This is a genomic window from Pleomorphovibrio marinus (assembly GCF_003347495.1).
Classification (GTDB): domain Bacteria; phylum Bacteroidota; class Bacteroidia; order Cytophagales; family Cyclobacteriaceae; genus Pleomorphovibrio; species Pleomorphovibrio marinus.
Genome location: NZ_QCXY01000020.1, coordinates 22277 through 30043, shown reverse-complemented (window position 1 = coordinate 30043; position 7767 = coordinate 22277). Strand labels below are relative to the sequence as shown.

5 protein-coding genes are annotated in these 7767 nt (G+C 47.7%); 1 reads left to right on the top strand and 4 read right to left on the bottom strand.

All coding sequences use genetic code 11. From position 1 onward, the window contains the following. Window positions 1-135 precede the first annotated feature (135 nt). The 4 genes from DB520_RS26030 to DB520_RS26015 form a co-directional block, all read right to left on the bottom strand. Window positions 136-1707, bottom strand: a complete 1572-nt coding sequence (locus DB520_RS26030) for a sulfatase (protein WP_114752746.1) — start codon at window positions 1705-1707, stop codon at window positions 136-138. 26 nt (window positions 1708-1733) lie between these two features. Beyond that, window positions 1734-2993, bottom strand: a complete 1260-nt coding sequence (locus DB520_RS26025) for a mandelate racemase/muconate lactonizing enzyme family protein (protein ID WP_114752744.1) — start codon at window positions 2991-2993, stop codon at window positions 1734-1736. 5 nt (window positions 2994-2998) lie between these two features. After that, window positions 2999-3934, bottom strand: a complete 936-nt coding sequence (locus DB520_RS26020; RefSeq protein WP_114752749.1) for an SMP-30/gluconolactonase/LRE family protein — start codon at window positions 3932-3934, stop codon at window positions 2999-3001. Between the two features lie 248 nt (window positions 3935-4182). Continuing rightward, window positions 4183-4398 (bottom strand): hypothetical protein, encoded by a 216-nt coding sequence (locus DB520_RS26015; protein WP_157972259.1) that lies wholly within the window; start codon window positions 4396-4398, stop codon window positions 4183-4185. A 352-nt stretch (window positions 4399-4750) separates the two neighbouring features. Between DB520_RS26015 and DB520_RS26010 the strand changes: the two genes are divergently transcribed. Beyond that, on the top strand, window positions 4751-7714 hold the full coding sequence (locus DB520_RS26010; RefSeq protein ID WP_114752740.1) for a DNA polymerase III subunit alpha: 2964 nt from the start codon (window positions 4751-4753) through the stop codon (window positions 7712-7714). The last annotated feature ends 53 nt before the right edge of the window (window positions 7715-7767 follow it).

Sequence of the window (7767 nt, the reverse complement as noted above, 5' to 3'; positions counted from 1 at the left end):
GAAAAGTGGGGCGCCAAACTGGAAGGTCGTCTATTCCGAAAAAGCTGCCGACAAATCCGAAGCAAGGAAAAGGGAACTCGAAATCAAAAAAAAGAAGTCCAGAAAGTACATCGAATTCCTTAGCAATTCCAATTCCTAATCCACTGTAAGGGGCTGACTCCCCCACCAATCCTCATTAGGCTGCCATTCGGGATCAAATTGTTCCATCCTTCTTCGTTCCAATTCAGGAAGAAACCGCTCTTCCATATCCACTAACCTTTCCTTATATTTTTGGGGATCAAACTTAGGGTCTCTCACCGGCAATAACGCCTTACATTCCTGAAGGAAAAGCTCCAACTCCTGAGTAAGTGCTGTGACCACCTGAGGCTGCTGCCTGGCAATATCCTCCTCTTCAAAGGGATCTTCTACAAGATGATACAATTCATCCCTCCCACTTTCCCAAGAATGGATGAGTTTGTAATCACCACGTCTTACCACGCTGGAAGGCACTCCTCCTTGGTTCCCGTAATGAGGGTAATGCCAGTACAGACTTCGCTCTGGAAGCTCCTCCCCCTTCATCAAGGGTAGAAGTGAGGTACCATCCACATGCTGTTCTGGTATAGGAGGAAACCCAGCCAAGTGAAGTAGGGTAGGGTAAAAATCTGCCCCCGATACCGGGTAATCAGACTCATTTGGGCTAATGCCTGGGGCCTTTATCAAATAGGGGACGCGGGTCCCCCCCTCCCAGTGTTGTCCTTTACCTCCCCTTACTTTTACATTATGGGTGGCAAAAGCATCCCCTGCTACAACGCCACCATTGTCAGAGGTAAACACCACAATGGTGTTTTCATCCAAACCCAAGGCTTCTAATTTTTTCATTACCAAACCTACAGCATCATCCACTGACTCCACAAGTCCCGCGTAAATTGGATTATCCTGTACCGTCCTGTATGGCAACTTCTCTCCCATCTCAAATCCAGTAGACGCTATGCCCATTTCATGAGCCTTTTCCCTATATTTTTCCCATTTCAATTTTGTAGTCTGAATAGGGGCATGTACGGCATAAAAGGATAGGTAAGCGAAAAAAGGACCTTCTTGATGTTTTTCAATGAAATTGGCCGTCTCCTCAGCCAAACGCATGGTTAGGTTTTCACCGTTTGGGCCATCTTCAATTTTTGGGTTTTGGTAGGGAGAGAAAAAACCGCCCATTGGAGAACCTTTGTCCCATCCGGCGATATTGATGTCAAAACCATGATCTTCAGGATAGGATCCCTCATCTCCCAGGTGCCATTTACCTGCATAAAATGTGGAATACCCTTGCTCCTTAAAAGCTTCTGCCATGGTAGTGTGCGATTCAGCCAAATTCCATGTATAATCTGCGGGAAGCATGGGATCATGCCGACCATGTGACCTCCAATCTTCACCGGTTTTAGCACCTATCCAATCTGTAATCCCGTGCCTTGCGGTAAACTGACCTGTCATGATGCTGGCCCTTGCCGGGCTACAAACCCTGCTGCCAGAATGCCCTTGGGTAAAAGACCAGCTATTGGCAGCCAGCCTGTCAATATTGGGGGTATCGTGAAAAGGCGAACCCGAATAGCCCAAATCTGCGTATCCCAAGTCATCCACCAGGATAAACACGATATTCGGCAATTTTTGGGTCCTTTCGGCACAGGAATCTAACAAAAATACGATGAAGGCAAGGGAAGAATAAAATCGAAATCGCATGTGAAGCTTTATAAGGGGATGATAATTTAGGTGACTAAGCTGTGTTTGGCAATATAGGAAGGATCTATCTCAACTCCCAAACCAGGGCCAGTGGGCACTTTTACCTTGCCATCCTCACTGCTCAAACTTGAAGTAGGACTGTCTAAGGGAATTTCCCTATTGAAGCCTTTGAACTCATGATAGGGGCCTGCATTGGGCAATGCCGCCACAAAATGCATCATATACAGATAACCCAACCCTGACCCTGAAATATGCGGGGTACATTCCTTTCCCCTTGCCTGAGCCATCTTAGCCACTTTCATGGACCTTACCATTCCACCAAAATAAAAAATATCTGGCTGAACGATGTCTAAGGCATTATTGTGGATCAGCCACCTGAAATTGTGCAAACTCGGCTCCTGTTCTCCCCCGGCGATGGGGATGCTAAGGGCCTGGGCCACTTCCAAAGTTTCTTCATACCAATCAAAAGGCACCGGCTCTTCATAAAAATCATAATCGTATTCCTCCATTAATCTACCGATTCTAATCCCTTCTTCAGGGGTGTAGGAACCGTTGGAATCCGCATAAATCACCATTTCAGGTCCAAATCTCTTTCTCACCAGCGGAATCAGCTTTTCTGTCCTACCCGGAGGAAAATCGGCATTGTTGCTCATTCTGCCGCCTAACTTAAACTTCAATGCCTTAGCATTGTGTTCCCTTACGTCTCTTTCAATCAAATCAATGGATTCTTCAGCACTCCTCCCCCGATAATTGTTGGCTTGGTACACCGCAATGTGTTCATGGTGTATATCACCTATCAGTTGGCCAAGGCTCTTTCCGGTAAACTTGCCGAGCAAATCCATAACTGCGAATTCCAAGGTAGCCAAAGGCACCCAAAGCGCCAGACTCTGCAATTTGTAATTGCTTTGAAACACATACACTTCGTCTAACAACTCCTCCAACTTCCTGGCGTCTTTCCCTACAAAGAAGGGCTGAATCCGGTTAACGAATATGGGATACAGGTGAACCATCTGCATGTTGTTGCTCACAGAAATCCCCTCCGCACCATCAGCAGTTCTTACCCTACAGAGAAAATTGTCGCCAAACCTCAACAATTCCACGGACTCCATGATTATGGGATCCTTCAGCTCGTCTATCCGGAGCACTTTTTCCTTGAGTATTAGGTCCAGGTCTTCGTAGCCTTGAAATGCCGATTCCCTGGCTAGAGCTGGGGCAATTCCAAGCAAACCAGTCCCCGCTACAGTCCCTATTGCCGCTTTTTTAATAAATTTCCTTCTTGAATGCATCTATATTATTGCTTACCTGAAATCTTAACTCTTACACTGTACAAGCCCGTACGCGCTGTCACGTAAAGGGTGCGCATATCTTCATCCCCAAAGGCCAAATTGGCAGGTGTTTCCGGAAACACAATTGTCCCCAGATGCCTTCCTTGGGGCGAAAATACCAGGATTCCTCCAGGTCCTGTTGCATAGATGTTCCCTTCGGTGTCCACCTTTATGCCATCCGGGTTGCCTTCTCCTGAGGTAGCTGAAACGTTAAAAAACAACTTCCCCTTACCTACCTTACCTCCTTTGCTAACGGGATATTTCATGTATTTTTTTGGGCGATCTGAATTGGCCACGTAAAGGATGGATTCATCTGGAGACAGGACAAGCCCATTAGGCCTGTACAGGTCGTCGGCAATAAGTGTAAGTTTGTTTTTATGGAACCTGTACACCCCATTAAACCCCAAAGTATCCGTTGCCTCACTATCTAGTCCATAAGGTGGATCTGTAAAATAAACAGCTCCCTTACTATCCACAATCACATCATTGGGGCTATTGAAAGGTTTACCCTTGTACTTGTCCACTACTGTACTGTACTCCCCATCCGGACTTAGCTTGCTGATTTTCCTACCGCTGTGCTCAGCCATGATTAGGTTTCCCTCCCTATCATAGGTCAGTCCATTTGCGTTATTGCTGGGGCTTCTGAAGGATTCCTTGCCCCCATCGGGGCTCCATTTGTAAATGGTGTTGGCAGGGATATCACTGAAAAGCAAATACCCCTCTTCCTGATTCCAGACGGGACCTTCGGTAAACTGAAATCCATCGGCAAGTTTCTTTACCTCAGCACTTCTCTCTAAGATTTCATCAAACCGACCTTCCTTTCGGATATGTTCTTGTGCCAGGCTAAAGAGGGTGATACAAAATAAAACTGGAAAAAGGGCAAATGTCTTAAGCAAATTCATAGTGTTTTGGGTTTGATTGATCTGTAATGGAAACGTTAAAATAAGGAAAAAATAAGTCATCCTTTCTATGCCCCATTACCTTTTTGGAAAATTGAAAGCTAAAAATTGGAGTTGGAGAAAAGCAGATTAGGAATTAACGAATTACGAAGGGTTATGACCCCCTCTCAGTTTATAATCATTTCCCTGATGGATGGAGTGATTTGGTGATGAGGTGATCGTCTTCCGTCTTCCAATTTTCCATTCAACAGTTACTGCTCAAACAACTCCAACATCCTCTCCCTGTCCAACTGCCCCAAAAAGCTATCCCCTTCGGCAATCACCTCTTTGGCAAGTTTGTTTTTTGCCTTCTGCATATCCATGATTTTCTCCTCCACCTTGTCCTTACAGATCATCCTGTACGCAATGACTTGCTTCTCTTGCCCCATCCTATAGCGCCTGCCTTGTTGGGAGTAGTTCAGAGGCATGTGGTAAATTTTCCAGAAAATAAAAGGAACATCCCCCAAGTAAAAATATACACTGTGGAATTTTGGAAGAGTCCTCAAAACCGTCACATAAGTCCATACTTCAACCACCACCTATACCTCTCACCAAATAATTCTATAGTGTAGGCCTCCCGGCCCCTTACAGTATTAGTGATCCCACTGGGAAGTTTAACGCCAAGCTAGTGCATCGTCATGCTTGGGAACATCCTGATTTACCAAGTCATTTTCCTTTACTTTCCTTATAAGTTGCTTAACAAAAAATGATAATGCCATAGGAAAACCACTTGCAAATTGTTTATATTATCAACTATAAAATGTCAATTAAATAAACATTATGCACCTAAACTGTCATTCATACTATAGCTTCAAGTACGGTACTCTTTCCGTGGAAGCCCTGGTGGCAGCCGCAAAAAGCAAAAAGCTGGATGCACTGGCCCTCACGGATATAAACTGTACCGCAGGGGTGTTCCCTTTTATCAGGGAAGCGCATCGGCAGGGCATACACCCGGTGATAGGTGTGGATTTCCGCAACGGCAGCGCCCAGCAATATGTAGGGCTTGCAAAGAACCAAGACGGCTTCTATGAACTGAACCTGCACCTCTCCCTACACCTCACATCCAAGACACCCTTTCCCGAACGTGCCCCAGACTTTAACAACGCCTTTGTCATCTATCCCCTATCCCCCACTCCATTTCCCCTAAAGGATCACGAATACATAGGCGTAAAACCCTCCCAACTCAACCGACTCCCCTATAGCCCCTGGGCCAAGCATAAGGACAAACTGGTGCTCCTGCAGCCGGTGAGTTTTCAGGACAAGGTGGATTTCAATGCCCACCGGCTACTCCGCAGCATGGATATCAACACCCTGCTCAGCAAACTGCCACTTACCGAACAGGGCCACCCCGGGGATCAGTTGTACGCCTATGCAGATATGGTCTCCCGCTGCCAGGACCACAGCTACCTGATCTACAACGCCCAAAAGCTGCTGGAACAATGCCAGTTTTCCTTTTACTTCCAAGCAGTAAAAAACAGGAGGGACATCCTCGGCTCTGATTGTGAGGACGTTGAATACCTGAGGGAAGAGACTTTTAAAGGGGCAAAACTGCGCTACGGGACACTGGATGAAATAAAAGAAAAACGCATCCGGAAAGAACTGGAAGTCATCCAGCAAAAAGGGTTTGTCTCCTACTTTCTGATCAACTATGACATCGTAAACTTTGCCCGACACAAAAACTTCTTTTACGTGGGTAGAGGCAGTGGGGCAAACAGCATCGTAGCCTATTGCCTCTTTATCACTGATGTGGATCCCGTGGAGCTGGATCTCTACTTCGAGCGTTTCATCAACCTTTACAGGGAAAACCCTCCCGACTTTGACCTGGATTTCTCCTGGACGGACAGGGACGAGGTGACGGACTATATCTTCAAGAAATACAACCGCCCCGACAAGGAGCATGTATGCCTGCTGGCCACCTTCAACACCTTCCAGGCCAACTCCGTGATACGTGAGCTGGGCAAAGTCTTTGGGCTGCCCAAGACCGAAATAGAATCCCTGATCTATCACCGGGACAAGCTCCAGGGGACCAAGTACCAACCGGATCAATACGGCAAGCTGATCTACAGATATGCCAAGGTGATCCAGGACATGCCCTCCCACCTCAGCATCCATGCTGGAGGCGTGCTGATTTCCCACAAGCCCATCCATTACTATACCGCCACGGAGCTTCCCCCAAAGGGCTTCCCCATTTCTCAGTTTGACATGCACGTGGCAGAGGACATTGGGCTGCACAAATTCGACATCCTTAGCCAGCGTGGACTGGGTCATATCCGTAGCAGCATGGAGCTCATCTACCAAAACCAGGGCATAAAGGTGGACATCCGCCAAATCAAGGCCTTTAAGAAGGACCCAAAAATCAAGCAGCACCTGCGTGAGGCACGCACCATAGGAGCCTTCTATGTGGAGTCCCCTGCCATGCGCATGCTATTGGCCAAAATGAAGGCCGATGAATACCTCGAACTGGTGGCCGCCAGCTCCATTATAAGACCCGGAGTGGCCAGGTCCGGCATGATGAGAGAATATATACTCCGGCACAGGCACCCCGAGCGCAGAAAGCAGGCGCACCCGGTATTATATGACATCATGCCGGAAACCTATGGCATCATGGTGTACCAAGAAGATGTGATCAAGGTGGCCCACTACTTTGCGGACCTGTCCCTTAGCGAAGCGGATGTGCTACGCCGCGGCATGAGTGGCAAGTCTCGCTCCAAGGATGAGTTCCAGCGGGTCAAGGACCAGTTTTTGGCAAACTGTAAAAACCTGGGAAGGGATCCCGCTATTACCAAGGAAGTCTGGCATCAGATCGAAAGCTTTGCGGGTTATTCCTTTGCCAAGGGCCATTCGGCATCCTTTGCCGTGGAAAGCTACCAAAGCCTCTACCTCAAGGCCCATTACCCCCTGGAATTCATGGTCGGGGTGATCAATAATTTTGGGGGCTTTTATCACACGGAATTCTATGTGCACGAGCTGAGAATGAATGGTGCGGACGTGCAGGCTCCCCATATCAACGAAAGCGATTACCTCACCACTATCAAGGGAAAAACGGTCTACCTAGGGTTTATCCACCTCAAAAACCTGAACAAGGAAAGCAGCAACAGGCTACTGCTGGAACGCCAACAAAACGGCCCCTACTTGAGCTTGATGGATTTTGTGTCCCGGGTGGGTATAGGCCTGGAGCAGATCCTGATTCTCGTGCGCATAGGCTGCTTCCGCTTCACGGGTAAGACCAAGCAGGAACTGCTCTGGGAAACCCATTTTATCCTGCATCGCCGGAAGGCAGCCGTGCAGGGTTCCGAACCCCTTTTTCGCCCTACCAATAGCCTCCATGAGTTAAAATGTCCCGATCTGGAGCCCTCCGATGTACGGCAGGAAATCCTGGACCAACTGGAAATCCTGGAATTTCCACTAGACTCCCCCTTCCTTTTGATCAGGGACCAACAAGCAAGCGGCATACGTGCCTTGGACATGTGCCACTACCTGGGGAAAAGTGTGCAAATGATCGGCTACCTTGTAACGGTGAAGTATACCCGTACGGTAAAGGGCGAGGTGATGAATTTCGGTACTTTTCTGGACAGGGAAGGCCATTGGATAGACACGGTACATTTCCCTCCGGTGGTCAAAAAGCATCCCTTAAAGGGCCGGGGTATCTACCTGATCCGTGGAAAAGTCAGTGAGGAGTTTGGCTTTTACAGCGTGGAAGCGGAGTACTGCGAACGCATGGCTTATTGGAATGCAGCGGACTAGCTAAAAGTGTGAGCAAAAAAATTTGAGTAGACATTCAGAAAGGGGTTGATGAT